The sequence below is a fragment of the Candidatus Edwardsbacteria bacterium genome, from assembly GCA_018821925.1.
In the GTDB taxonomy this organism is placed as follows: Bacteria; Edwardsbacteria; AC1; order AC1; family EtOH8; genus UBA2226.
This window is the reverse complement of the sequence record JAHJLF010000044.1, coordinates 1-25,355: the sequence shown is the minus strand read 5'-3', so window position 1 is coordinate 25,355 and position 25,355 is coordinate 1. Positions and strand designations below refer to the sequence as shown.

At 53.4% G+C, this 25,355-nt stretch carries 22 protein-coding genes; all 22 read right to left on the bottom strand.

Annotated features, from left to right (window positions below):
* Window positions 1–46 precede the first annotated feature (46 nt).
* Window positions 47–838, bottom strand: a complete 792-nt coding sequence (locus KJ869_04770) for an FtsQ-type POTRA domain-containing protein (protein MBU1576504.1) — start codon at window positions 836–838, stop codon at window positions 47–49.
* Entirely contained in the window at window positions 835–1,746 is a 912-nt protein-coding gene (gene murB, locus KJ869_04765; GenBank protein MBU1576503.1) for a UDP-N-acetylmuramate dehydrogenase, read from the bottom strand. The genes KJ869_04770 and murB overlap by 4 nt, the downstream gene beginning before the upstream one ends.
* Entirely contained in the window at window positions 1,743–3,104 is a 1,362-nt protein-coding gene (locus tag KJ869_04760; GenBank protein MBU1576502.1) for a UDP-N-acetylmuramate--L-alanine ligase, read from the bottom strand. The genes murB and KJ869_04760 overlap by 4 nt, the downstream gene beginning before the upstream one ends.
* Window positions 3,104–4,204, bottom strand: coding sequence for an undecaprenyldiphospho-muramoylpentapeptide beta-N-acetylglucosaminyltransferase (gene murG / locus KJ869_04755; GenBank protein ID MBU1576501.1), 1,101 nt, complete (start codon window positions 4,202–4,204; stop codon window positions 3,104–3,106). Before murG ends, KJ869_04760 begins: the two co-directional genes overlap by 1 nt.
* A complete protein-coding gene (locus KJ869_04750) occupies window positions 4,131–5,366 on the bottom strand; it encodes a putative lipid II flippase FtsW (protein ID MBU1576500.1) in 1,236 nt (411 codons plus the stop codon). The genes murG and KJ869_04750 overlap by 74 nt, the downstream gene beginning before the upstream one ends.
* Window positions 5,363–6,727, bottom strand: coding sequence for a UDP-N-acetylmuramoyl-L-alanine--D-glutamate ligase (murD, locus tag KJ869_04745; GenBank protein MBU1576499.1), 1,365 nt, complete (start codon window positions 6,725–6,727; stop codon window positions 5,363–5,365). Before murD ends, KJ869_04750 begins: the two co-directional genes overlap by 4 nt.
* Window position 6,728: 1 nt before the next feature.
* Window positions 6,729–7,817, bottom strand: coding sequence for a phospho-N-acetylmuramoyl-pentapeptide-transferase (gene mraY / locus KJ869_04740; protein ID MBU1576498.1), 1,089 nt, complete (start codon window positions 7,815–7,817; stop codon window positions 6,729–6,731).
* On the bottom strand, window positions 7,818–9,170 hold the full coding sequence (locus KJ869_04735; protein ID MBU1576497.1) for a UDP-N-acetylmuramoyl-tripeptide--D-alanyl-D-alanine ligase: 1,353 nt from the start codon (window positions 9,168–9,170) through the stop codon (window positions 7,818–7,820). It lies immediately after the preceding gene.
* Window positions 9,170–10,633, bottom strand: coding sequence for a UDP-N-acetylmuramoyl-L-alanyl-D-glutamate--2,6-diaminopimelate ligase (locus KJ869_04730; protein ID MBU1576496.1), 1,464 nt, complete (start codon window positions 10,631–10,633; stop codon window positions 9,170–9,172). Before KJ869_04730 ends, KJ869_04735 begins: the two co-directional genes overlap by 1 nt.
* Window positions 10,633–12,138 carry a penicillin-binding protein 2 gene (locus KJ869_04725; GenBank protein ID MBU1576495.1) on the bottom strand — a complete coding sequence of 502 codons (1,506 nt, stop codon included), beginning with the start codon at window positions 12,136–12,138 and terminating at the stop codon, window positions 10,633–10,635. The genes KJ869_04730 and KJ869_04725 overlap by 1 nt, the downstream gene beginning before the upstream one ends.
* The gene (locus tag KJ869_04720; protein MBU1576494.1) at window positions 12,135–12,527 is read right to left on the bottom strand and encodes a cell division protein FtsL; all 393 of its coding nucleotides are present in this window, start codon (window positions 12,525–12,527) and stop codon (window positions 12,135–12,137) included. Before KJ869_04720 ends, KJ869_04725 begins: the two co-directional genes overlap by 4 nt.
* Window positions 12,524–13,447: a 16S rRNA (cytosine(1402)-N(4))-methyltransferase RsmH gene (rsmH, locus tag KJ869_04715; GenBank protein MBU1576493.1), complete on the bottom strand. Its 924-nt coding sequence runs from the start codon at window positions 13,445–13,447 to the stop codon at window positions 12,524–12,526. Before rsmH ends, KJ869_04720 begins: the two co-directional genes overlap by 4 nt.
* Window positions 13,448–13,463: 16 nt before the next feature.
* Window positions 13,464–13,853, bottom strand: coding sequence for an STAS domain-containing protein (locus KJ869_04710; protein MBU1576492.1), 390 nt, complete (start codon window positions 13,851–13,853; stop codon window positions 13,464–13,466).
* A 32-nt stretch (window positions 13,854–13,885) separates the two neighbouring features.
* Window positions 13,886–14,314, bottom strand: a complete 429-nt coding sequence (gene mraZ, locus KJ869_04705) for a division/cell wall cluster transcriptional repressor MraZ (GenBank protein ID MBU1576491.1) — start codon at window positions 14,312–14,314, stop codon at window positions 13,886–13,888.
* Between the two features lie 384 nt (window positions 14,315–14,698).
* A complete protein-coding gene (locus KJ869_04700; protein MBU1576490.1) occupies window positions 14,699–15,442 on the bottom strand; it encodes a hypothetical protein in 744 nt (247 codons plus the stop codon).
* Window positions 15,429–18,035, bottom strand: a complete 2,607-nt coding sequence (gene polA, locus KJ869_04695; protein MBU1576489.1) for a DNA polymerase I — start codon at window positions 18,033–18,035, stop codon at window positions 15,429–15,431. Before polA ends, KJ869_04700 begins: the two co-directional genes overlap by 14 nt.
* A 131-nt stretch (window positions 18,036–18,166) precedes the next feature.
* A complete protein-coding gene (locus KJ869_04690) occupies window positions 18,167–19,975 on the bottom strand; it encodes an ABC transporter ATP-binding protein/permease (GenBank protein MBU1576488.1) in 1,809 nt (602 codons plus the stop codon).
* An 82-nt stretch (window positions 19,976–20,057) separates the two neighbouring features.
* Window positions 20,058–21,839 (bottom strand): ABC transporter ATP-binding protein/permease, encoded by a 1,782-nt coding sequence (locus tag KJ869_04685; protein ID MBU1576487.1) that lies wholly within the window; start codon window positions 21,837–21,839, stop codon window positions 20,058–20,060.
* Between the two features lie 60 nt (window positions 21,840–21,899).
* On the bottom strand, window positions 21,900–23,018 hold the full coding sequence (gene rsgA / locus KJ869_04680) for a ribosome small subunit-dependent GTPase A (protein MBU1576486.1): 1,119 nt from the start codon (window positions 23,016–23,018) through the stop codon (window positions 21,900–21,902).
* Between the two features lie 621 nt (window positions 23,019–23,639).
* Window positions 23,640–24,236, bottom strand: coding sequence for a hypothetical protein (locus KJ869_04675; protein ID MBU1576485.1), 597 nt, complete (start codon window positions 24,234–24,236; stop codon window positions 23,640–23,642).
* 38 nt (window positions 24,237–24,274) lie between these two features.
* The gene (pal, locus tag KJ869_04670; protein ID MBU1576484.1) at window positions 24,275–24,754 is read right to left on the bottom strand and encodes a peptidoglycan-associated lipoprotein Pal; all 480 of its coding nucleotides are present in this window, start codon (window positions 24,752–24,754) and stop codon (window positions 24,275–24,277) included.
* A gap of 138 nt (window positions 24,755–24,892) precedes the next feature.
* Window positions 24,893–25,355 (bottom strand): response regulator transcription factor (locus KJ869_04665; GenBank protein ID MBU1576483.1); only part of this gene is annotated, 463 nt, incomplete at its 5' end.

Sequence of the window (25,355 nt, the reverse complement as noted above, 5' to 3'; positions counted from 1 at the left end):
GCCTCCTTTATGATGCTCTTGACGATTTATATTTTCAAAAATATTTTTAGTTGTCTCTGGCTTTATCTTCTTGTCCCAGGACCAGCGCCTGTCTCTTGATCACAGCCTGTCCGTTGAAACGCAGGTCTATCCCGGTGGTGGTAAGGTTTTCGTTCTTCAGGGTTTCCAGCACCTCTCCCAGCTTCTGCCATTGCTTTTTAAAGTGACCGTTGCCGAAGTGTACCGCCACCCCTCCCGGCAGCCACAGCTTTATATCGTTCTCGTCGGCCGGATCGAACAACCACTCGTTCTCCACCCAGGGGGCCGACTCTATCAGCCTCAGGGTCCGCCAGACTCCCACTGTGCCGGCTCCCTTCATCTTCAATCGGGGAAGTTTTTCCCTGCAGCTGTCAGCGGACATTAGAGCGGTCCTGAAGACCATCCCTTCAGCGTCGATAATCAGCTGGCCATCATGCTGTAGTTCGGCCAGAGGCTTCCGCTCGGTGATATGGAGGTCCACTATCCCCCAGGGCCACACCGTGAATTTGGTTCTTTTTACCGCCGGATATTTTTGGCAGACCCGGGCCGCGATTTTGTTATACCCTGCCCTCCAGAGGATCCGGCCGTTCAGGTCTCCGGCTATTTCCATGATCCCGGCGGTATCCGTCATCCGGTTCCCGTTGATATTGACCTGTTTTATGGTAAAGATCCCTTTTTTAAGGACTTGTTTATATCCATAGAATCCTGCGGCCAGCATTGCCGAGAAGATGATCAGAACCAATACGGCTTTCAGTTTACCTTTTTGCCGGCGCTTTTTATGTAGTCGCCCGGCGCTCTTCCGGTCGAAATAAGCGGTCATGGTTCCCCGACGGTCTTGACTTCGGGCACCAGCTCTATGCCGATAGTTTTATAGGTTCTTTCCTTTATGATGCCGATCAACTTCAATACATCGGCCGCTCGGGCCCCGCCGTTGTTGATAATGAAGTTGGCATGTTTGCTGGAGACCTTTGCCCCGCCTATCTTTTTCCCCTTTAGGCCTGCTACGCCGATCAGTCGGCGGGCTGAATCATTAGTTGGATTTTTGAAGATGCATCCGGCCGAGGGCAGGCTCAAGGGCTGATTTCTCTGCCTTTTGCTCATCCACTGTTCCATGGCTGACTTTATCCTGTTCCTTCGGCCCTGCTGCATCTCAAGCTCGGTGCCAGCGATCACAAAGCCCTCGGGATATTCGGAATGGCGGTAGCCGAAATTTATCTGGGCGGCCCGCAAGGTCAGCCGGTCACCGGATTGAGTATATCCCCAGACCTTTTTGACTATATCCGACATCTGGCCGCCATAGGCCCCGGCATTCATCAACAGCGCCCCGCCCACCGAGCCCGGGATCCCCACTCCCCACTCCAGCCCGGCCAGGCTCATTTCGGCCGATCCTTCCACTAGCCGGGGAAGGGCGTACCCGGCGCCAACCTTAAGGGTGTTTTCTTTTCTGTCCGCCTGCCGGAACCCGGCGGTCATCTTTATCACCACTCCCCGGATGCCGCCGTCCAGCACCAGCAGATTGGTGCCGTTTCCCAGAACCATATATGGAATCCTTGACTTATGTATCCCGGCCAGCAGGTTCTGCAGGTCAGCCTCATCGGCCGGGATCACCAGCAGGTCGGCCGGCCCGCCTATCCTGAAGGAGGTATGGCGGGACATCGGCTCGCTGAAACGGCACTGTCCTTTGGCCTTGGCGGCCAGCTGTTTTAATATATTTGATGGGATCTTCATTTATTAAGGAATTCTTCCCCGTATTTATATATATCCCCGGCCCCCAGGGTAATGACGATATCGTTGGGCTTGACTATCTTCTCCAGTTCGTCCGGAATATTATTTTTATCGGCCACATAGTGGACATTGCGGTGGCCCTTCTCTCTGGCCGCCTTGGCGATCAGCTCCCCTGTCACCCCCTGGATCGGGGATTCCCGGGCCGGGTAAACGTCGGTGACCACCAGCACGTCGGCTTGGAAAAACGCCCCGCCGAACTCAGTGTGGAAATCCCGGGTCCTGCTGTACAGGTGCGGCTGGAAGACCGCCACCACCCGGCGGGAAAAGCCGTCCTTGGCCGCCTTGAGGGTGGCCTCTATCTCGGTGGGATGATGGCCGTAATCGTCAATCACCAGCGCCCCGTTCTTCTCGCCCTTTATCTCGAACCGGCGATAGACCCCGTTGAATTCCGCTAATGCCTGGGCGATTTTTTCAAAAGGTATCTCCATGTCCAGCCCCACCGCGATGGCCGCCAGCGAATTTTTTACATTGTGCACTCCGGGCAGGTTCAGGTTTATATTTCCCATAAACCCCCGGCCATTGTGCACCTCAAAGCTGGTTTTCATTCCGTCGAACTTCAAATCCCTGGCCTGCAGGTCAGCCTGCGATGACAGGCCGTAGGTGATGCACCTCTTCTCCAGGCGCGGCATGATGGCCTGCACTCCCCGCTCGTCTAAGCAGGCAATGATGGCTCCGTAGAAGGGAACCTTGTTGGCGAATTCCACAAAGGCATTCTTGATCTCGTCCAGGTCCTTGTAGCAGTCCAGGTGTTCGGCTTCGATGGTGGTGATCACCGCTATCACCGGGGCCAGCTTCAAAAACGAACGGTCGAACTCGTCGGCCTCGGCCACCAGATATTCTCCGGTGCCCAGCTTGGCGTTGCTGCCTAATGAGCGGACCTTCCCGCCGATGACCAGGGTGGGATCCCGCCCGGCCTGGGTCAGCACCTGGCCGATCATGGAAGTGGTGGAGGTCTTGCCGTGGGTTCCCGCTATACCAATGCCTATCTTAAGGCGCATCAGTTCGGCCAGCATCTCGGCCCGGCGGATCACCGGGATCTTTTTCTCATGAGCGGCCCTGACCTCGGGGTTGTCATCGTGAACCGCCGATGAGGTGACCACCACTTCAGCCTGTCCCACATTCTCGGCCCGGTGCCCCTCGACTATTTTGGCCCCCAGTTTCTGCAGGTGCTCGGTAACCTCGGAAAATTTAAGATCGGAGCCCGAGATCGAATAACCCAGGTTGAGAAGCACCTCGGCGATCCCGCTCATGCCGATCCCCCCGATGCCCACAAAATGTATTTTTTTAATCTTTCCGAACATTACTTTCCCGTCATTCTTATTATATTATCTGCGATTTTATTTGCCGCATCCGGGCTGGCCAGAGTTTTGGCGGCATTGCCCATCAGGTTGTATTTTTTCTGGTCGAATAAGATACCCGATATCTTTTTCGCCAGCACTTCCCCGTTCAGATCCCGGTCCAAGATCATCATCGCCGCCCCGGCCTGCTCCAGACTTCGGGCATTGTATTCTTGGTGATTGCTGGCGGCATAAGGATACGGCACCAGTATCGAGGGCAGGCCACAGGCCAGTGTTTCCGAGACCCCGGCCCCGGAGCGGCTGATTACCAGGTCGGCGGCCGCCAGGGCATGAGGCATTTCATCAATATAGGCCAGTATTTTTATTTTTGTTGCAAACTGTTTGATGCCTTCTGCTACCAGGGCATGATCTCTTTTGCCGGTCTGGAATATTATCTGAATATCCTTAAGATATCCGGATCGATCGAGATATTCCAAAGAATCCAGCACCGAAACATTGATGCTGTGGGCCCCCTGGCTTCCGCCGAATACCAAGATGGTCTTTTTATTTTCATCCAGCCCGAACCGGGCCGTTCCCTGGCCCCTTGCTATTCTTCCGATCTCGGGCCTGATGGGATTTCCGGTGAAGATAACCTGGGACTTGGGATTCAGATAACGGGCGCATTCCGGGAAGCCTCCATATATCTGGCCGGCGAACCGGGCCAAAAACCTCACCGCCTGGCTGGGCATCACATCCAGGGCCAGCAGGGCCACCGGAATTCTTAACACCCAGGCCGCCATCACCGGAGGGACCGAAACATAACCGCCGGTGCCCAGCACCACATCCGGGCGGTTACTGATCATGTGAAAGAGCGATTGGATGGTGCCGGTTGCCATCCAGAGAGGGGAAAATATTTTGGCTGTCCAGCTCTTCCCCAAAAAGCCCCTGGCTGAAATATATTTTATCTTATAGCCCATCCCCGGCAGCACCCGCGATTCTATGCCCCGCTTGGTACCGTAGAACGTGATCCTGGTCTGAGGGTCCGCTTGTTTAACGGCGGCGGCTACGGCCAGACCAGGATAGAGATGACCTCCCGTCCCTCCACCGGCTATCGCTAACTCCATTGTTCTTCCTGATAAAAGTTTGACCGGACTTTTCCCCCCGGTGCTTTGAGATATTCAGTATCAAACCCACCGATACCGCATTGGCCAGCAGGGCCGAGCCTCCGTAGCTCAGGAAAGGCAGCGGCAGGCCAGTGATGGGAAAGATCCCCAGCGCCACGCTGATGTTGATGACCGCATAGATGAATATTCCGCAGCTTAATCCCAGCACCGTCAGGGACTCGAACCGGTCGCTTAATTGCAGCGAGAGTTTAATCCCCCGCCACAGGATGACCAGAAAGACCAGCATGATTATCCCGGCAAACAAGAGACCGCCCTCCTCCCCGATGATAGAGAAGATGAAATCGGTATGGGCCTCGCTTACGAAAAGAAACTTCTGCCGGCTTTGCCCCAAACCCACCCCAAAAAACCCGCCGGAGCCGATTCCCAGGAGGGACTGATGGGTCTGCACCAATGTGTTTTTGATATGCCCCGAGGAGGATTCTATCAAAGCAGATAACTCCTCGGGTCTGGTCAGCCCCCACCAAAATCCGGTCAGCCGGCCCAGCACATGCTTTTGGGTCAGGGCCGCGGCCGCAAATGCCACCGAGGCCAGGCCCAGCCCGCCCACCCAGGCCAGCAGGTTGGCCCCGCCCAGGAACAGCATGGTATAGCCCAGGATCGATAATGCCATGGCGCTCCCGAAATCGGGCTGAAGGCCAATGATGACCGCCAGCAACACCACCGCCGCCACCCCCGGAATATATCCGATCTTTATTTTTTTGAAATCCTCGCCCTTTTTATCTATGAAATCGGCCAGAAATAACACCAAGGCGATCCTGGCAATCTCCACCGGCTGTAGTCCCATTATCCAGCTACGGGATCCTCTGACAGACTGGCCCAGAACCAGGGTAAGCAGCAGCACCACCAGCATCACCCCGAAGAATGGTACTATCAGGCTCCTTAATTTCCGGTAATTGATATTGAGAGCTACCAGGAAAAATACCAGGGCCAAGGCCACCCTTATCAGCTCCCGCTTGAAAAAGAACAGGCTGTCGTTGGAGAATTTGGCCGAACTTCCGGACATGAACCCCCCGGCGCTGAAACTCATGATCAGTCCGAATCCGGTCAGCACCAGCACCGCCACCAATAGGTAATGATCTATTTCTCCGCTCCTGCTGTTCATCTGTTCTCCAAATTATGAACCGCCTGTTTGAACTGTTCCCCCCGGTCCTCAAAATCCCTGAACATGTCGAAACTGGCGCAGCCTGGCGCCAGTATCACCGCATCGCCGGCCTGGGCCTGCTGGGACGCCAGCCGGACGGCATCGGACATGTTGCCGGCCAAAAGAGCCTTGCTGAAGCCCAGAGAATCCAGCTCGGCTTTGAGTCGTTCTCTGGCCTCCCCTATCAACACCGCTGCCCGGGCCCGCTGGGAAATCTCGGCCACGAAATCGGAGAGATCAATCCCCTTCTCCTTGCCGCCGGCTATCACAATCAGTGGTGAGTTAAAAGCCTGAAGGGAGCTTACCCCGGCTGCGCTGTTGGTGCACATGGAATTGTTTATATATCGGACGCCCTTTATCGTCGCCACCTCCTCCAGGCGATGCGGCACTCCCCTGAACGAAACCAATCCTGCCGCCATATCGGACAAAGAAACGTCTAGGACGGAGGCTGCGGCTATCGCCGCCAGGGCATTGGCGATGTTATGTTTTCCCGGAATTTTAAGTTCCTTGGCATCCAAAACTTTGTGGCTTTTTTTATCATGTGATATGTATAGGCTTTGGCCGTCCCACCAGGCTCCGTTCTCCACTGTTTTTGTCAAACTGAAACCCCGTCTTTTTCCCCGGTACCCGCTGCAATATTTCTGAACATTGGAATCATCCAGATTCAGAACAGAATGGTCCGTTTCATCCTGATTTTTCAACAGCTCCCCTTTGAGCCGGGCATAGCTTTCGAAATCAGGGTGCCGGTCCAGGTGGTCCGGCGATATATTTGTCACCACGCCGATGTAGGGTTTGAAGGTCTTTATGGTCTCTATCTGAAAAGTGCTGATCTCTGCCACTATGATGCTCTCGGGATTGGCTTCGACGGCCAGCTGGCACAGGGGCCGTCCCGGGGCTAAGTTTCCGCCGATATGAGCGTCCAGTCCCGATTTTTTAAGGATGCTGCCGATCATGGAGACGGTGGTGGATTTGCCATTGGTTCCTGTGACCGCGATGATCCGGGACCTGGTTGCCCGGTAAGCCAGCTCGATCTCGCCGATCACCTCGATGCCCATCCTGGCGGCCTTCTGCAGGATCGGAATATCGGTGCGGACCCCCGGGCTTACCACTATCATCCGGCTGCCCAGCAGCTTTTCGGTGTGCCCTCCTGTTTCATAGGCCACGCCCAAATTATCCAACTCTTGTAGTTCTTCGGAGCCGATGCTTTTAAAATCGGAGACAAAGACATCCGCCCCGGCTTTTTTTAAAAGTCTGACCGCCGCCATCCCGCTACGGGCCAGGCCGATCACCGAGATTTTTTTATGTGCCAGATCGAGCTTCATTCTATCTTATCTTCAGGGTGCTCAGGGCCACCAGGGCGCAAATCAGCGCTATTATCCAGAATCGGGTGACAATTTTTTCCTCGCTCCAGCCCATCAGGGTAAAATGGTGATGGATGGGAGCCATTTTGAATATCCGCTTCCCGGTCATCTTGAAGGAAGCTACCTGTAGGATGACCGATAGGGCCTCCATTACGAAGACCCCGCCCACGATCAGCAGCAGTATCTCCTGTTTTATCAGAACGGCAGTGGTGCCTATGGCCCCGCCCAGGGCCAGCGAGCCGGTGTCGCCCATCATTATCTCGGCCGGATGGGCGTTGTACCACAGGAAACCCAGCGAAGCCCCGACAATTGCAGAGCAGAATATGGTCAGCTCTCCGGAGCCCTTCATGAAGATGATGTTAAGATAGCTGGCCAGCTTGAAATTCCCGGCAAAATAGCACATGACGGCATAGGCCGCGGCGGCGAACAGCACCACTCCTATGGCCAGGCCGTCCAGCCCGTCGGTCAGATTGACTGCATTCGATGTCCCCACTATGACCATGACCACGAAGGGAATGAACATCCACCAGGCCAGATTGATGAAGATATTTTTAAAGAACAGAAAATTGGTCTTGGTGGCAAATTCCGGATTCAACGGATAGATGACAAGGATGGCCCCTATTATTACCGACAGAACTATTTGCCAGGCCAATTTTTTCCTTCCCACCAGGCCCTTGGGCTGCTTTTTGACCACTTTTAGATAATCGTCGCTGAAGCCGATAGCAGCCAGACAAATAGTGACCACGGACGCGATCTGAATATACCGGTTCGTCAGGTCGGCCCACAGCAGCACCGGTATTATTATGGACGCCAGGATGATCAACCCGCCCATGGTGGGGGTCCCAGCCTTTTTTTTATGATGATCAGGGGTGTCCTCCCGGCCGATATCGCCGATCCTGAGCTTTTTTAGCCACCGGATCATGTAGGGCCCGATCAGAAAGGATATCAGCAGCGCCGTCACCAGGGCATAGGCCGAGCGAAAAGTGATGTAGCGAAACAGATTGAAGAAGTGGATCTTATCGGCCAATGGGTATAACAGCAGATACAGCATCTATGATAATCCTTTTATGGCGTTGACGATCTCCTCGAAATGCCGGCCCCGGGAGGCTTTTACCAGGACCACATCGCCTTTTTTCAGGATGTTACCCAGCTCGGCTATCAAAGCGGCATTATCCTGATAATGGCGGCTGTTCTTCTTCAAGCCGGAGGCCCCCAGATAGATATCGTTCCCCAGCGGCCCCACCGCCAACACCAGGTCGGCATTCTCCGCCGCAAATGCCCCGATGTCGTGGTGCCTCAGCTTTTCGATGCCCCCCAGTTCCAGCATCTCCCCCAGGATGGCCACCTTCCTCCGGGAAACATCCCATGATCCCAGTACTTTAAGCGCCGCCCTCATCGATGGCGGGTTGGCATTATAGGCATCGTTGATAATGGTGAATTTGCCGGCCGTTATTACTTCCAGGCGCATGGGGCTTGGTTCCAGCCCGGCCAGCTTTTCGGCAGCGCTTTTGATATCCACCCCCAGCGCCTCCCCGACAGCAATGGCCGCCAAGCAATTGTAAACATTATGCAGTCCCGGTTGCCTGATAATGACCCACTGCCCGTTCACTTTGAAGGAGGTCCCGTCCGGGCCGTAATTTATCTGCTCGGCCCTGTAATGGCAATCATCGCCCATCCCGAATTTTATGATTTTGGCCCTGGTTCTGGTGGTCTGAGCCATTACGTTTGCATCATCGCCGTTGACCACCGCCAGTCCGCCTTTGGGAAGGGCCTCCAATAATTCGCCCTTGGCTCGGCCCACCGTTGGTAGGTCTTTCAGGTACAGGGTATGGCCCTCGCCCACGTTGGTTATCATCCCGATCTCCGGCTCCACCAGACGGCACAGATCGGCTATCTCACCCAGGGCGCTCATCCCCAGCTCCATCACCCCGATCTGGTGTTCTACGGTAAGTTTGAACAGTGACAGCGGTATGCCGTACTGGTTGTTCAGGTTCCCCTGATTCTTGAGAACATTGTATTTGGCGGAAAGGATGGCCGCCGTCATCTCCTTGACCGTGGTCTTGCCATTGGTGCCGGTGATGCCTATCATTTTGGGATTGTATTTTTTCCGATAAAAATAAGCCAGCTCCTTCAGCGCCCTGAGAGTGTCGGACACCTTGATGAATCCGGGAACCGTTTCGCCGTTCCGGTCTATGTTTCCGGATATCATGACCCCAGAGGCCCCGTTCCTGATCGCCTGGGCAACAAATTCATGCCCGTCGAACTTGGGTCCTTTTATGGCGATGAACAGCTCCCCCGGCTTTATGGTGCGGGAGTCGATGCTGAGCCCTTCGGCCAGGCCATCCCTGCCCGAAAGCGTTCCGCCCACCGCCCGGGCTATCTCCGACAGGCTCATGTTCTCCATCAGACGCCCAGCCTTTGTTTCAGGGCTTCTCCTGCGATCTCCCGGTCGTCAAAATGGATCTTGGCTGCGTTCAGTATCTGGTAATCCTCATGGCCTTTGCCGGCTATGATTACCATGTCCCCTTTTTGGGCCAGTTCGATGGATTTGTATATGGCCTCTTTGCGATCGGGCAGCAGGATATATTCCCGGCCGGACAGACCGGGCAGAATATCGTTGATGATCTGATCCGGGTCCTCGGTTCGCGGGTTGTCCGAAGTTACGACCACTATGTCGGAATTCTTTGCCACCGCCCTGCCCATCAGGGGGCGCTTGCTGCGGTCGCGGTCGCCCCCGCAGCCGAAAACGGCTATGATCCTTTGGGGCTTAAGCTCCCTGGCCGCATTCAGGAGATGTTCCAGTTCCTCGGGGGTATGGGCATAATCCACTATCACCGAAAAATCCTGGCCCAGGTTCACCGGCTCGAACCTGCCGGGCACGCTGCTGATCTTCTCCAGGCCGGACCTGATCTCTTCCAGCGGTATGCCGCAGGACAAAGCCGCAGCTGCAGCCGCCAGGGCGTTATAAATATTGTGCCGGCCGGCTACCGCCAGGTTTATTTCTATCGCCCGATCGCTTATTTTTAATCCGAACTTTGAGCCCTGTGGAGTGCTGATAATATTATCCGCCGTGATATCAGCCTGGCTGTCTATTCCGAAGGTCAAGGTTTTGGTCCTGACCGCTTCCCTGACCCGGCCGGCTGCCGGGTCATCCAGGTTGATCACCGCCGTGGCCCCGCCCCACAGGTTCTGGAACAGCTTCAGCTTGGATTTAAGATAGCTTTCCATATCGCCGTGGAAATCCAGGTGATCCTGGGAGAAGTTGGTGAAAACCGCGGTGGAGAAATTTATGCCGGCCACCCGGTCCAGCTCGATGCCGTGCGACGAGGCCTCCATGATGGCGGTATCGGCCCCGGCGCTGACCATCCGGAACAGCAGATCCTGGAGGTCCAGCGATTCCGGAGTGGTGTTGGGGGCCGAGAATTTTCTGTCCCGTATCCAGTAGTTGATGGTGCCCAAAAGGCCGGTCCTCCTGCCGGCCGTTTCCATGATGGAGCGCAGCAGATAGGTGGTGGTGGTCTTCCCGGCGGTGCCGGTCACCGCGATCATATCCAGCTGGTCCGCCGGCCGGCCCAGGAAAGCGGCTGACATCAGAGCCATGGCCCGGCGGCAATTGGCCACTTTGATCCAGGGGACATCATCCGATATTTTATTGCTCTCGCTGACGATCAGGCCGGCCCCGTTGGCCAAAGCCTGCCCGACGAACTTATTGCCGTCGGATTGGTAGCCGGAAATGGCAAAGAACAGATTTCCCTTCTCTATTTTCCGGGAATCATAATGCATCCCGCTGATCTCCATCCCCTCCGGCAGTGCTGACCGGGAGACGATCTGATCGGGGCAGGATTTTATGAGTTCTGTTATCTTCATCACAATTTCGTATTTATCCCCGTATGGTTGGCCATCAGGTCCTGGGCGAAACCTCCGGGCAGGCTGATGATCCGCTTCATTATATTGCGGCAGACGGGCGCCGCCACCTGGCCGCCATACACCTTGCCGTGCGGTTCGTTGATTATCACCGTCACCACCAGCCGGGGGGATTCCGCCGGAATAAAACCGATGAACGAGGCGATGTATTTATCCCGATCGTAGCCCTTGCGGCCTTCGGCCTTCTTCTGGGCGGTGCCGGTCTTGCCGGCGATCTTCCAGCCGTTGATGGCCGCCGGCTGGCCGGTGCCTTTCTCCACGCACTGTTCCAGCATGGCCACCAGTATTCTGGAGGTCTCCTGGGATATCACCCGGCGGAGGGTATCGGCTTTCTCGGATCCCGGCACTGCTTCACTGTTTTCCCCATACCCCCTAAGCAGCCGCGGTTTCACCAGAAATCCACCATTGGCGATGGCGGCATAGGCTGCCGTCAGCTGAATGGCATTGACCGAGAGACCTTGGCCGAAGCTGATGTTGGCGCCCTGGATCACCGACCATTTATCCGGCCTCTCCATCACCCCCTCGGTCTCTCCGGGAAACTCTATTCCGGTCTTGCATCCGAAGCCGAAGGAACGGGCATATTGGTAGAGTTTCTCCTTGCCCAGTTCCTGGCCGACCTTGACCAGGCAGATATTGCTGGAGTGGGCAATGGCCTCCGAGGCGGTTATCGGGCCGTATTTATGTTTCTCGGCCTCGCCGATTTTGTAGCCGCCGATGCTGAAAGTGCCTTTTTCCCCGTCGATGATATCCTCCGGTCCGGTCACCCCTTCCTCGATCGCGGCCGCCATGGTGATGATCTTAAAAGTGGAGCCGGGCTCGAACTGCTCCAGCACCGCCCGGTTAATGTATGATCCCCGGCCATAGTTATTGAAACGGTTGGGATCGAACGAGGGATAACTGGCAATGGCCAGTATCTCGCCGGTGCCGGGGTCGGAGATCACCACTGCGCCCGAGGACGCCCTGGCTGACTTGGCCCCCCTATCCAGTTCCTGGTCGGCTATGGCCTGGTATTCGGCATCGATGGTCAGGAAAACGCTGTGGCCGGCCTTGGCCGGGGACGAGGCATATTCCAGGGTGGCATGGGTCCGGCCGGTGGCGTCGCGCTGTCTGATGGCCCAGCCGCTCTGCCCTCTTAACAGATCGTCGTATAGGAGCTCCATTCCCTCCAGGCCCCGGCCATCGTCTCCGATGAAACCCAGCAGCTGGGCCCCCATCGAACCGTAGGGATAGGAACGCCGGCCATCAAAAGACAATGCCAATGGCCGGCCGCAACGATCGTATATCCTCCCCCGCTCCGGCAGGATCCCTATCCTTTGCTGGTGCTGTCTTTGGGCCAGATATTTATAATGGCCGCCCCTGACTGACTGCAGCCAGACCAAACGGCCAAACATAACGGACCATATCACCAGGCCGGCTAACGCCAATATGGTAAGCCGGCCCCGGTTCATTGCTGCCCCCAAGCGGTTGATGCCGGCTTGAAGACCCCGGCCAGGTTAGAGGACCAACTGGCTTTGCCCCTGCCTCTGGGCGGCAGGATCATGGCCACTATCTGGGATTTCTCAGGATAGGCCAGCCCCAGACTGCCCACCGCCATCTGCTCTATCCTGCCCCGGAATGATAATTGCTGTTTCTCCACCGTCAGCATCTTTACCCGGTCGGAGACCCTGCGGTTGGCTTCCTGATAGTATTCTATGGCCGCCACCTGCCGGGCCAGATATATCTTCTGCCATACGTAGCAGAACAATACGGCAAAAAAGGCCAGGGAGATGGCCGCGATCAGCCAACCGGTCTTGTCCCGGCCCGGCTGGTATTCGCCTCTATGTAAGTACTTGCTCATAATTTTTCCGCCGTTCTGAGATGGGCGCTTCGGGCCCTGGGATTCTGGACGATTTCGTCATCATCCGGCAATACCGGCTTACGGCTCAGTATTTTTATTGCCGGCTTCTTGCCGCAGGCGCAGAAAGGCAATTGTTTGGGGCAGGTGCAGGGATCGGCCGCCTGGCGGAAAAGATCCTTGACCATTCCGTCCTCCAGCGAATGATAGGTCAGCACCACCAGTCTTCCGCCGGGAACCATGATGTCAATCGCCGCCTGCAATCCTTTTTTCAATGAACCCAGCTCGTCGTTGACCTCTATCCTTATGGCCTGAAATATGCGGGAAAGTGTCTTGGTCGGCATCTCAGGCCTGGTACTCTTGATGATTTCAGCCAGTTGTCCGGTGGTTGTTATTCTGGATATCTCTCTTGCTTTTGCGATCGCCCTGGCTATCTTGCCGGAAAACCTTTCCTGGCCGTATTCCCAAAAAATCTTCTTTAGTTCAGCCGGCTGGTAGTTATTTATGATCTCCTCGGCCGTCAGGGAAGAATTTCCCATCCGCATGTCCAGCGGACCGTCGCCCTGAAAGGAGAAACCCCGCTCCTGCCGGTCGATCTGGGGAGAGGAAACCCCCAGGTCCAGCAGCACCCCGTGGATGTCAAAGGAGATGTTGGCCATGATATCCGCCAACTCCGAAAAATTTCTCTCAAAGAACAAAACCCTGTTGCCGAATGTATTTAAATTCTCCCGGGCCGCCGCCAGGGCCACTGGGTCGCGGTCCAAGCCGATCAGTTTTCCGTCCGGCGAGCTTCTCTCTAATATTTTTTTGCTGTGTCCGCCGCCGCCCAGTGTCCCATCCAGGTAGTTTCCTCCGGGCTTGACGGCCAGATGATCTATGCTTTGGTTTAAAAGAACCGGTCGATGTTGGAATGGTTGGGACATGATCGGTCGATGCAATTCAGGCCACGGCCGACAACGGGGGATTCTCCTGGTCCGAATTATCCTGCCGTTTGAAAAGGTCGCCCTGGGCGGCAGCATCGTTATCCAGGACCTCGAAGGATTCGGCCGCCCCGGCCATTCGCAGGATGTTCACCAGATAGGGGGACAGACCGCTTAAGATCAGGTCCCCTCCGTAACTGCGCAGCCGTTCGGCCCGTTTTAAAAGGATCTCCACCCCCCGATAGTCCATATGTTTTACCTGGGACATATCCATCTCCACCCTGAAGCAATTCTTTTTGATCACCCTCAAAATAGCTTCCTCGATCTGAAAAAAACCCTGGAGATTGATCATCCCGTTGACCTCCAGTTTGGTGGCGTTCTGTCCGGCCGGTAAAACTTGTATCCTCATCTTTTTTATCTCCCTATAGGTGATGAATTGGTTTAAAGCTGCTTGACCAGTTCCTGGTAGTTATCGCTGTTGTCGCCCAGGAATTTTTCGTAAGCCGAGGGATTCCACAATTCTATCTTGTCCATCACCCCGGCGATCACCACCTCCTTGCTGAGGTTGGCCTGCTTCTGGAACTGGGCGGGGATGATGATCCTCCCCTGCGAATCTATCTCCACCGGAAAACTCTCGGCCGAAAAGATCCTGATGGCGTTGCGGTTCTCCTCGGTGCGGGGAAGGGCATTCAACTCCTCCATCTTCCTCAGCCAATTATCATTGGGATAGACGAACAGGCAGCCGTCCTTCAGGCCGCGGGTGATCCACAGCTGGTTGTTGGCTTGGGCGGAGATCATCTTCCGAAGCTGGGCCGGAATATTCAGCCGGCCCTTGGCATCGAGATTATGATGGTATGTTCCCCCGAAAATGGTCATGATGGCACCTCCCGAACCGTTTTAGTTGAAACGGCTTTTAATAGATAGCAGGGCTTTGTTCGTAAGTTATTGAAAACATAGAGCTATGGGTTTAAATTCCACTCTTATCCACTATGCCCCACTTTGTCCCACTTCGAACCATTCTATATACATTTTGCCCCATTGTCAAGTAAAAAATGAAAATATTTTATATTTTTTTGCCGGGCTTGATCTGAGCCGAAAAACCAATGAAAAAAGCCCCCAAAATGGGGGCTAAAAAGTATGTTTTTTATTTATGATTTGTAATGTTTAATTCACGAAAATATTCTTATCGCTTTGATGTATCATAACAATAATTATTTCTGATATTTTCATTTTATCTGCGTTTCTTATCAATTTTCAATTTGTAATTTTTCCTTTTGCTTTCAAAGCATCAATAGTTCCCTGTATTAACGGTTTATCATATTTGTTTGCCCTATCCATAACTCTATTCAACCTTGGTATATCTTCTTGCGGATCCCCTAAAATCGCAATGCGTTTTAATGATCCTTTTGCCGCATAATGCATACTTTTTTCATTTTCTATTATATATCTATACACATCCAATCTTTCTGGGTTTTTCTTGAGTATCTTATTAAAAGCAACTATTGCCGGTATAGTACCATCCCATTTTACAATATACTTGACATCAGTTCTGGTCATCACAATCTTAATACTTTGAATTGTGAAAATGAATAACAAAATTAATGCAAAGATCCCAATATTTATAATCGTTTTACTAATTTTCTGCGAGTATTTGTTTTTTTGTTTTAAAACACCAATAAAATTAGCTAGGGGCGGTATCATAAAGGGTAACAGCGACAAAGGCCCCAACATAATAAAGCTGGCCACCAAGCAAATAACAATTAATAATACAACTAAAGCTATATTAGGAATAGCCCAGAGCTTTACCTTATAAACTGTGGATAATATTGCCGTTGCCAAATACCAACCCAATGCGATTAAGCACCAAATCTGAATCGGGGGCATGAAATAATCAAAATACGCAAATTGACATTGACTACAGGCAGTTGCTTTTGCAACAAAGATCAAAGAAATCGATGCTGCTATAAGATAAATTGATTTGATTTTAATGAGCCTCAAACCAGTTCTCCCCTTCGCCCATCTCCACCACCACCGGCACCGAGATCTCTATGGCGTTCTCCATCTCCTGCTTGACTATCTTTTTCACCTTGGCCAGCTCGCTCTTCTCTACCTCAAACAGCAGTTCGTCATGCACCTGCAGGATCATCCGGCTTCTTAGCTTCTCATCCTCAAATCTTCTGGCAATGTTGACCATGGCCAATTTTATCAGGTCGGCCGCCGTCCCCTGGATGGGGGTATTGACCGCGGTGCGTTCGGCAAAGGCCCTTCTCTGGCCGTTGTCGGAGTTGATCTCCGGCAGGTAACGCCTGCGGCCCAGCATGGTGCAGACGAAACCGTCCTTTTTGGCCTGGGCGGTGGTCAACGCTATCCAGGCCTGCACCTGGGGGAACTGTTGGAAATACTGTTCTATGAATGTGGCCGCCTCGCCCACTCCAATGCCCAGCTGCTGGGCCAGCCCATAGGGCCCCATGCCGTAGATGATGCCAAAATTGATGGCCTTGGCCTTGCGCCGCATGTCGGGCGCAACCTCGCCCTCCTCGCAGCCGAACACGGCGCAGGCCGTCTCGGTGTGAATATCGCGCTGGGACCTGAAGGCCTGCTGCAGGCGCTGGTCCCCGGATAGGTGTGCCACCAGCCGGAGTTCCACTTGGGAATAATCGGCCGATAATAAAAGATGCCCCTTCTCGGCGATAAAGCCCTTGCGGATCTCCCGTCCCACTCCTTCCCGCATTGGAATGTTCTGAAGATTGGGATCTGAGGAGGACAGCCGCCCGGTCTCGGTCAGGGCCTGGTTGAAGGTGGTGTGCAGCCGGCCGGTTTTATCGTCAACCAGGGCCGGCAGGGCGTCCACATAGGTTGATTTTAGCTTGAACAACTGGCGGTAATCCAGAATCAACTGCGGCAGTGGATGAACATTGGCGAATGATTCCAACACCGAAACGTCGGTGGAGTATCCGGTCTTGGTCTTCTTGGCCTTGCCGATCTTCAGCTTGTCGAACAGTATCACCCCCAGTTGTTTCGGAGAATTGATGTTGAATTCCTCGCCGGCTTCTTTATATATCTCCTTTTCCAGTTTGCCGATCTGCTTTTCCAGATCGCGGGACATGGTTTTGAAAATATTAAGATCCAGCAGAACCCCGTAGGATTCTATCTCCGCCAGCACCGCCAGCAAAGGCATCTCCACTTTCTGGAACAGCTCGGTCAGATTTTTCTCATCCATCTCTTGTTGGAATTTTTCCTTGAGTGACTTGATGGCATCCAGTCTGCGCCCCAACATCTGGTCGCGCGTTTCATCATCAATTTCGAAGGCCAGCTCGGTCTGTTTCTTGGTGGATGGCTGGGTCGCCTCAAAAGCCAGTCCCAGATGCTCCCCGGCCATGGCCTCCAGCGACTGGTGATGCCGCCAGGACGGGTCTATCAAATACGACGCCAGCATGGTGTCGAACATCGGCCCGTTCATAGCCAGACCGCTTTTCCGGATGGTGGATTTAATATCGTGGCCGATCTTGGTGATCTTATGATTCTCCCAGACCAGTTTGAGTTTATTTAGATGCTTATTCTCCACTATCAGCGGTTTGCTGTCCACCATCACCGCTGCCCGAAAGATCTTGTCCTGGCGGAACTCCGGTTCGAAATACAATTCCCCGGCTTTCTTGATTTTTCCGATCACTAGTTCTAGATCGGTTCCGGCCCGGATAGTCTGAAACTCCACGCTTTTCACCTGACCGGCCTGAAACTCCCTCAGCAGCGAGCCGAACTCCAGTTCGCGAAACAAATGGGCCACCTTCTCCCGGTCCGGCTCATGGATCCGCAGATCGGACAGCGAAACCAGCGGCAGTTCATCCATGTGCAGGGTTACCAGTTCCCGGGACATCACGGCCTGCTCCTTATTGTCCTCCAAAAGTTTTTTTATACGGGGCTTTTTGACCTTGTCCAAATTCTGATATAGGTTATCGAACGATCCGAATTCTATTATCAGCTCGGTGGCGGTTTTGGGCCCGATGCCCGGCACGCCCGGAACGTTGTCCGCCGCATCGCCGGACAGGGCGAAGATGTCCTTGATCTTATCGGGGATCACCCCGTATTCCCGTTTGACCTCGGCCGGCCCGAATATCTGCTCCTCGTTTTTGCCGGTCCGGGGGCGGATGACCTTGATCTTGTCCGTGACGATCTGCAGCAGGTCCTTGTCCCCGGTGACGATATAGCTGGGCCAGTTCTTGGCTTCGGCCTGCTTGGCCAGTCCGGCCAGAACATCGTCGGCCTCGTAGCCGTCGTTCTCCAGCACCGCTATCTCCATGGCCTTGAGGACCTGCTTGATGCGCGGCAGCTGGGCCTTGAGCTCGTCCGGCATGCCGGGACGCTGGGCCTTATAGGCCTCGAATTTTACGTGGCGAAAGGTGGGGGCTTTGGTATCGAAGGCCACCCCTAAATAATCTGGCTGATGCTTTTTTAACAGGTTGATCAGGATGGTGGCAAAGCCGTAGCTGGCGCTGGTGTTCTCGCCCTTGGAGTTTATCAGCGGGTTACGGATGAAGGCAAAATAAGCCCGGTAGGCCAGGGCCGTGCCGTCGACAAGCATTACTGTAGGCATTGTTTAGATTTTAATTGTTGGATTTTAGATTATGGGGAAACTACGTCACTAAGATATCACACCCTATTCCAAAAAACAAGCAAAAATAAGAGCCCCCGGAATACCCGGATGCTCTTTTAAATAAATTCTATTTATTTTACAACATTTCCATTCCCGTTCTCCTGGAGCTTCTCCTTCTCCCGCAAGGTCACGTAGTACCCGTCGTTGGCCATCAGCTCCTGATGGCTGCCCTGCTCCACGATCTGCCCATCCTTCAGGACCAGTATCTTGTCGGCCCGCTCGATGGTGGAGGTCCGGTGCGAAATGATGAAACAGGTGACGTTCGGCAGTTTTTCATTGAGCTCCTGCCAGACCAGGGCCTCGGTGGTGCCATCCAAAGCCGAGGTGATGTCATCCAGGATCAATATTTTGGGATGCCCCTGGGTTATCCTCTCCACTATGGCCCGGGCCAGTGATGCCCGCTGTTTCTGGCCACCGGACAGGCTGGTGCCGCGCTGACCGATAAGAGTGTCATATCCCTTAGCAAAGCCTTTTACCTCCTTCTCCAGCTGGGAGATGCGCCCGGCCTCCACCGCCCGGTCATTATCCACCTCTTCCCGGTGGAAGATGACGTTGTTGAGGATGCTGTCCGAGAACAGCAAGGCCTCCTGCGGGGCGTAGCCTATGATGCTGCGCAGCCCGGCCAGGCTGAAATCTTTTATATCGGTGCCATCAATACTGACCGAGCCGGAAGTCGGATCGTGCAGGCGAAGCAGCAGGTGCACCAGGGTGGTCTTGCCGCAGCCCACCTCTCCCATCAGGGCCACCTTTTGCCCCTTGTCAACGCTGAAACTGATGTCTTTAAGCTGCAGCTTGTCGCTTTTTCCGTAGCCGAACGATACCTTTTCAAAATCAATTGTTCGATTGAATGATATTTCCTTAGGGTTGGGCGGATCGCCGACTTCAGCCAAAGCTATCTCCAACTCATGGGCCCGGGCATAGGACACCGAGCCCCGCTTGGCCGAGACGAAGAAATACCCAATGTTCCACAGGGGCTCGATCAGCATCAGGCTGTAGGTATTAAAAGCCACGAAGCTGCCCAGGGTCAGGCTTCCCTTGATGACCAGGTATCCGCCCACCAGCAGCACCACCAGGACTCCCAGCTGATCGATGAATATATTCGACGAGTTGAACAGCCCCTCCGATTGGATGCTTCTGACCTCGGCCTTTATCCGGTGGTCCATAGCCCGGGAGAAACCCTGTCTCTGGTGCTCCTGACGGTTGTAGACCTTGAGCACCCGGATACCGGAGAAGCAGGCCTCCAGGAAATCGTTGACCGCCGAGATGGCGCCCTGCAATTTTTGATAGCGTCTCTCGAAGGTCCTCTCGTTGAACAGAAACAGTCCGGCTACCACCGGCACCGGTAGCAGTGAAAAAGCCGCCAGGGTGGGGTTCATCCTGAACATCACTATCAATATAAAGCTCAGCAAGACTACTCCCTGCACCGCCCGGAACAGACCGGAGCAGGTGAACCAGGATAGTTTCTCCGCCAGGTCGTCGGTCAGCCGGGTAACCACATCCCCGGTCCGGTAGGAGGACAGGGTTGACGGCCCCAGCCTGGTTAGGTTGGCGAAGATGTTGTTCCTGAACTCGGCCTCGATATTCATGTTGGTCCAGCCCCGGGTGGACATCAGTATCCAGTTGACTAAGGCCGCCCCGGCCCCCAACAGCAACAGATACAACACGTAGCGGTTCAACTGATGAGCCGGAAGCTTGTTAATCAGACCGTCCACCACCATCTTGAAGAAGATGGGGTAGCTGATGGCCAGCGCGGTGTAGACCAGGGTCATGATCATCAGCACCAGAAGCTTTAGTTTGTGCGATCTCCAGTAGCGGTACAGCCACCCGAAGATGAGCTTTAAACTGCCGGTGTCTTTTTTATTTTCTATTTTGTTTGACATATAAACCTAATACATTTTTATTATTGAATAAATGCTTTGTGTCATTCCCGCGCAGGCGGGAATCCATAATTAATAATGCTTATCAAGCAAATTGTATCCGGTACAATTTAGCGTAATAACCGTTCTTCTCCAACAGCTCCTGATGCCTGCCGGATTCCACGATCCGCCCCTTATGTATCACCATTATTTTATCGGCGTCCAGTATAGTGGAGAGCCGGTGGGCCACGATGACTGCGGTCCTACCCTCCAGCAGTCTTCTGATGCCCTGCTGGATCAGCCGTTCCGACATGGGATCCACCGAGGAGGTGGCTTCGTCCAGGATCAGTATCTGCGGATCGAAGGCCAGGGCCCGGGCAAAGGATACCAGCTGGCGCTCGCCCTGGGAGAGGTTGGCCCCCCTTTCAGTCAGTTCCGACTCCAGACCGCTGGGCATCTTGTCCAATATCCTCTGCAGTCCCAATATCTCGACAGCCCGGTCTAATTGCTCCCTGGTCATCTCGGCGCCCAGGGTCAGGTTCTCCCGCACCGTTCCCGGAAAAAGGAACACATCCTGCAGCACCAGGCCGAAGTGCCGGCGCAGTTTGTCTATGGGTATTTCCTTGATGTCGATCCCATCGATGGATATGCTACCGGCCTGGGGGTCGTAGAACCTCAACATCAGATTGATGATGGAACTTTTTCCCCCGCCGGTGGCGCCCACCAGGGCGATCTTCTCGCCCTTGCTGATGGTGAAATTGATGTCCCGCAGCACCCAGTCGGGCTCGTCGTTTCCGGCCCTGGTAACATAGGAAAAATCGACATCTTGGAATTCAATTGAATTTTTAAAATTGTCCCAGTTGTTGCCTGAAACAACATTGATCACCTTGGGTTCGATATCCATGATCTCAAAGACCCGCTGGGCGGCGGCAAAGGCCCGCTGCATGATGCCAACCTGCTCGGAGAAAGCGTATACCGGCATGAAGAATTGTCTTAAATACCCCAGAAACAACACCATGGCCCCGATGGTCAAAAGTCCTTTGGCCACCATATTTCCGCCCACCGTCAGGATGATGGCCAACCCGGTTATCTCGAATACCCCCACCAGGCTGAAGAAGCCCATGGTCAGAACATCGGCCGGCAGCAGGGTCTTGATATACGACCGGTTGAGCTGAGCCATCTTTTGTTTGACCGCACTCTCCCGGGAGAAGGCCTGGATCACTTTCATGCCCTGAACCATCTCAGTAAGATAGGCCACGATCTCGGCGTATTTTTTACGGACTACCAGGAATAGCGGCCGGACCTTTTTCTGGAACAGAACGGTCAGCAGGAATATCACCGGGATCAGGGTGGAGATCGCCAGAAAAAGTTGCAGGCTGACCTTCATCATGATGAACACCATCCCGGCCAGGCTGACCACCGCCCCCAGCACGGTGAACATGGTGGAGGTGAACAGTCGGCGGATGGCCTCGGTATCGCTCTCCACACGGGCGATCAATCTGCCCACCGGGTGCTGATCGAAATAGGCGATGTCCAATCCCAACATATGGCCGAACAACTGCTCTTTCAGGGCCGATACGATCCGGACCCCCAGCGATTCCAGCACCACCAGCATCAGGTAGTTGACCCCGAAGGTGGCCAATTGCAGCAAAACATACAGCCCTACGGTTATAAGCAACCCGTTGAAATCCGAACCGGCGATGTTGACATCGATGGCCCGCTTGAGCAACAGGGGGGGCAGCAGCCCTAGCCCGGAGGATACCACTAGTATCAACCCGCCGCCCAGGATGCTCAATTTAAATGGTTTCAGTAATGGTAACATCCGTTTTAACAGTTGCCGGTCGTATATTTTCTTCCCTGCGGGAAGATCGTCTAAACTATCATCCATCCACATATGTTTGTCTCTTTTTTATGATTTGCATTAATCCATTTTGAGATTTGAGAAGAGTCATCGGATTGTTGAATCCTTATTTAAATGCCTCCTAGTCTTGGCAATATTCTTCCATCTCTTTGATTGTTCCATCCGAACCTTGGCATTGTTTCGCGTCTCCTGGTGCTTAAGCTCGCGCTGTAATTTCAGGTAATTCTCGTACCTGGTCCGGTCTATCTCCCCGCTTTCCAGGGCCGATTTGACGGCGCAGCCCGGCTCCTCCTGGTGACGGCAGTCGCCGAACCGGCATTGGGCGGCCAATTGTTCGATATCGTCGAAGGTTTCGGAAAGCCCCTGTTCGCCCTCCCAAAGCTGTAGCTCCCTCATGCCCGGGGAGTCTATCACGATGCCCCCGCCCTCTAGGATGTACATCTCCCGGCTGGTGGTGGTGTGCCGCCCCTTGTCCTTGTAATCGGAGGTTTCCACCACCTTGATGACATCCCGGCCCAGCAGCCGGTTGATGATGGTGGACTTCCCCGCTCCCGAGGAGCCGATGAATACCGAAGTCCTGCCGTTTTGAAGATATGGCGTCAACTGCTCCAATCCCTCCCCCTGGGCCGCGCTGATGGCATGAACCGAGACACCCACCGCGGTCTTTTCCATTTCCACGATCTTGGCGTCAACTTCGGCGCAGAGATCGGCCTTGTTGAGCAGTATCACCGGGACCGCCCCGCTGTTCCAGGTTGTGACCAGGTACCGCTCGATCCGGCTGGGGTTGAAATCGGCATTGAGAGCGGCCACGATAAAAGCATAATCGATATTGGAAGCTATTACCTGCTCCTGCGAAGTAACGCCGGCCGCATTCCTGGAGAATTTGGTCCTCCGGGGCAGGATCATCCTGATCATCCCGGAATTGTGTTGTTGGTCGTGGATCATCGCCACCCAGTCGCCTACCGCCGGAAGGCCCGCATCCAGCATTTCTCCGGTAGGAGAGATGATCTCGTTGTTGATTTTATCCCTCATTTTGCCCGAAATTTGAGCGGTGATCTCGCCGCCCTCGGTCAGTACCCGGCACAGGTTGCTGTGGACAGCCGATACCCGTCCCACCAGGAATTTGTAATCGTACTTGGCATTTTTCATGATCCGTTCCAGATGGCTCTCAAAGAAAGCATCCCATCCGATATTTTTTAGGTCCATTATATGATTTCCTTATTGTGCTGTTTGGGATTTGGTTATTGGCCTGTTCTATATGTTTTCAAAGGCCAATATCCATTTTTCAATTCAGCAGCGATTTGCCGCTGATGACCCGTGAATCGTTTAAAAAACTGTTATTAATGATCTGTTGGATCACATACAATTTATTCAATTCGGGGTCGCTTTTAAGACATTGTTCCAATATCTTCAGCATATTCTGTCCTCCCTTCGTTGTCGTGGCTGATTTGATCTTTCATTGCTGATCTTGATGCCTACTGACCACCCCTTTCCCCTCCTTGATCAAGGAGGGGATTTAGGGGAGGTAAAATAAAAAAGCCACAGGTTTTATTGTTTTCCTGCGGCTCTTGGGGATTTACCATCATAAAATGGCAAAAGAAAAAGGCCACAGGTTTTGGTGAACCCATGGCCCGTAAAAGATGTTAGATCATACGGTATGGCCGATGGGCGCACCTATCCCACTGTCGGTCGTGGGAACTGCAAAATTGCGATATTTTAGCATATTGTGAATCATTTTCGCTATCGCCCTCTCGGCACTTAAAAGGTTAAAGGTTTTTGTGAACAACCGGATTGTATACTAAATAGTATAATTTGTCAAGAGAAATTTTATTGCTTGAAACATTTTTTCAATGGCGGCAAAAGTTTATTTTCCCCAATATCGGGCAGCACGATTTTAAATTCGGTGGTTACGAAAGGAGTTACCTTGGCATTGGCTTGGATTAATTCTCCCCTGGCATCAAAAGCCTGGGTCTCCCATTTATTGGCCAGGTAGGCCGCAGCCGCCCTCTTATCTTTGCTGCCCTTCTTAGCCGTGGCGGGTTTTGAGCCATTGGGGGTTTTCATTTTATTCAACGCGGATGTCATGGCGCCGCTGGTCATGTCCCCCGATGCAACAGCCCTGCTCAGCAATCCATCGAATTCGCTGTGAAATTCTTTCCATTTTGCCGCCTTGGCCTTGGGCGCTATGGTCAGCTTGTTCTGGATCTGCCGGAGATTGTTTTTATGGCCCTCATAGAATCCCACTGTTTTCTCCAGGCCCTTGAATGGTTGGTTTTCAAAATCCACCATTCTGGTGACCTCAAGCTGGTAGGCGCTGACCAATGTTTTTATATATTCAACGTATTTAGCATCCCTGGTAAAGCACCCCTGGCTTGATACGGCCAGCACTATCGCAAGCATGATCGGAACAAAAATCTTTTTCATGGCGCAGTCCCCTATTTAATTTGATTTCCTGGGTGTGTTTATTTTACCTTAATCTCGGACCGGCGGTTTTTTGCCCAGCTTTGCTCATCGTGTCCGGCAGCCGCGGGCTTCTCCTCGCCGAAGCTTATGGTCTGCAGCCGGCTTTTGTCCAATCCCGAATTAACCAGGTATCCCTTTACCGCCATGGCTCTTTTCTCTCCCAGGGCCAGATTATATTCGGTGGTGCCTCTTTCATCACAATGACCCTCTATTGACAGGGCTACTTTGGAATTGCTCCGCAGCTGGGCGCTGGCCCGGTTGAGTGTGTTCTTGGCGTCGGAGCGGAGTTCGTAAGAATCTAAATCGAAATAGATTGTCTGGGTTTCCAGCTTGGCCTCGGGTTTCTCCTCTTTGGCCTGGGGCGGGGCAACTTCCGTTTGCATAACCGGTGGCTCTTGTTTCAGGGTCTGTTTTTTAGCGCAGCCGAACAGGCCGATGCTGAGAACAGCCAGCGCGATGGTAAGGTGAACTTTTAACATTTTATCCTCCTTGTTTGTTTTGTGTTTTATGAATTATATGATTTTCGGGCATAAAAAGAAAGAAGCGAAACCTGATTTTCATTATCAAGCTTCGCCCTTTTATTTTGTAAGGTTTAACTTACAAACCGCCCATTTACTTTACTTAATTTTATGTTCTATGGCATACCGGACTATGTCGGCATTGCTCTGGATGCCCATTTTCTCTAAAATCCTCCCGCGATAGGTGCTGACGGTTTTGGGGCTCAACGTCAGTTCGCCGGCAATTTCCTTTAATCTTTTCCCCGAAGCGATCATAAGCAATATTTGATATTCGCGGTCCGTTAATGACTCGTGCGGAGCTCCTTCATGCTCGCCATGCAATACATCAGCCAGCTGTTCCGCCAACGATGACGTTATATAACGCCGCCCCTGTGTTATGCGGGTTATCGCCATACCCAGTTCATCTGGAGCGCTTTTTTTGGTTAGATATCCCATGGCTCCGGCCCTCATGGCCCGGACGGCATATTCCTCTTCGGGATGCATACTGAGGATCAGCACCGGCAGTTTAGGATATTGTACGATGATCTGTTTCAAAACATCCAGGCCGCCGGCCCCGGGCATG